A 1,685-nucleotide genomic window follows, 5' to 3' on the forward strand; every position below is an offset into this window, starting at 1 on the left:
GCGCACAATGCCGGCATCCGCGTGCGCCGCACCGTGTTCATGACCTATGTCTTTTCCGGCTTCTGCGCCTCGATCGGCGGCTTCCTCATTGCTTGCCGGCTGAGCGGGGCAGGGCCGGGAACCGGCCTCAACCTCGAGATCATGGCGCTGACGGCGGCGGTGGTCGGCGGCGTCAGCCTCGGCGGCGGGCGCGGCTCGGTGATCAAGGGGCTGATGGGCGCAATCATCGTGCTGACCATGACCAACGGTCTGATCCGCTTGGGCTACGGCACCGGCACCAACCAGATGGTGCTCGGCATCATGTTGGCGGTGGCGGTGACCATCGACATCCGCTGGCTGAAGAACCGGCACAAGGTGCTGAATGAGGTCTATGTCGCGCCGGTCTATCTCAAGATGGGCGAGACACAGTCGGCCGCACCCGGCTCGGGCACGCCATACGAACTCGACAACAGGCTGTCGGCCGCAGAGCATATCGGGCTTGGCGAGCTGGAGGGGCCGGAAGACGTCATCCTCGACCGCGACGACAATCTCTATTGCGGCACGCGTCATGGCGAGATCGTCCGCTTCTTCGCGCCGGACTATGTCAGGTCGGAGGTGTTTGCCCACATCGGCGGTTTCCCGCTGGGGCTGGCCTTCGACAAATCAGGCAATCTGATCAGCTGCGTCGGCGCGATGGGTCTCTATTCGGTCTCGCCGGATCGGGAGGTCAAACGCCTCTCGGCGGAGACGTCGCGCTCGTGGACCTCGATCGTCGACGATGCACGGCTGCGTGACCCCAACGACTGCGATATCGCACCGGACGGCCGCATCTATTTCACAGATTCAACTAAGCGATATGACGCCCACGATTGGGCGCTGGATTCGATCGAGAACCGTGCCACCGGCCGGCTGCTGGTCTACGACCCGAAGGACGGCTCGACGAAGACGCTGCTCGACGGCTATCGCTACACCAACGGTGTGTGCATGGCGCATGACGGCAAGTCGCTGTTCTTCGCCGAAAGCTGGGCCTGCCGCGTGCACCGCTACTGGCTGGAAGGGCCGAAGGCCGGCACCGCCGAATGCGTCATCCGCGACATGCCGGGCTATCCCGACAACATCAACCGCGCCTCCGACGGCAATTACTGGATGGCGTGGCTCGGCATGCGCACGCCGAGCTTCGACCTGTCGCTGCGCCATCCCGACATGCGCAAGCGCATGACGCGCCGGCTGCCGCAGGACGAATGGCTGTTCCCCAACATCAACACCGGCGGTGTGGTGAAATTCACAGAGAAGGGCGGCATCGTCGAGGCGATGGGCGACCTCACCGGCGGCGCGCACCCGATGGTCACCTCGATGCGCGAGCACAAGGGGTATCTGTTCGTCGGCGGCATCCTCAACAACCGTATCGGCCGCTACAAGATTGCAGGCGCCGACCCGAACTGGACCAGCCCCGCTTCCTATTGGGGAGCAAAGCCATGATCCTCGACCCGGTGCTCGACCTGTTCCGCGGTAAGGCGGTGACCATCCCGCCGCTCGACGGCGCTTTTCGCCCCAATACGCGGCTGGATGATGCGCCGGCTTTTGCCGAGCTGACGGAACCGGATAATCTGCTGGTTACCGGTGACAGGCTGCTGGTCTCCAGCGGCAACGCCATCCATTCGATTGCTGCTGGAGCGCAACCTGTCGTGGTCGAGACCTTTCCGTCT

1 protein-coding gene and 1 pseudogene are annotated in these 1,685 nt (G+C 64.0%); both read left to right on the forward strand.

Features of this window, described 5'->3' with window-relative positions; all coding sequences use genetic code 11:
• Nucleotides 1-1,458, forward strand: a 1,458-nt coding sequence (locus EN969_RS30030; protein WP_127419676.1) for an SMP-30/gluconolactonase/LRE family protein, incomplete at its 5' end; no start/stop codon positions are given.
• Nucleotides 1,455-1,685: pseudogene (locus EN969_RS30035) on the forward strand (hypothetical protein); the annotation flags it as partial. The gene EN969_RS30030 and the pseudogene EN969_RS30035, both read left to right, overlap by 4 nt.

The sequence above is a fragment of the Mesorhizobium sp. M7A.F.Ca.CA.003.01.2.1 genome (assembly GCF_003998945.1).
Classification (GTDB): Bacteria; Pseudomonadota; Alphaproteobacteria; order Rhizobiales; family Rhizobiaceae; genus Mesorhizobium; species Mesorhizobium ciceri.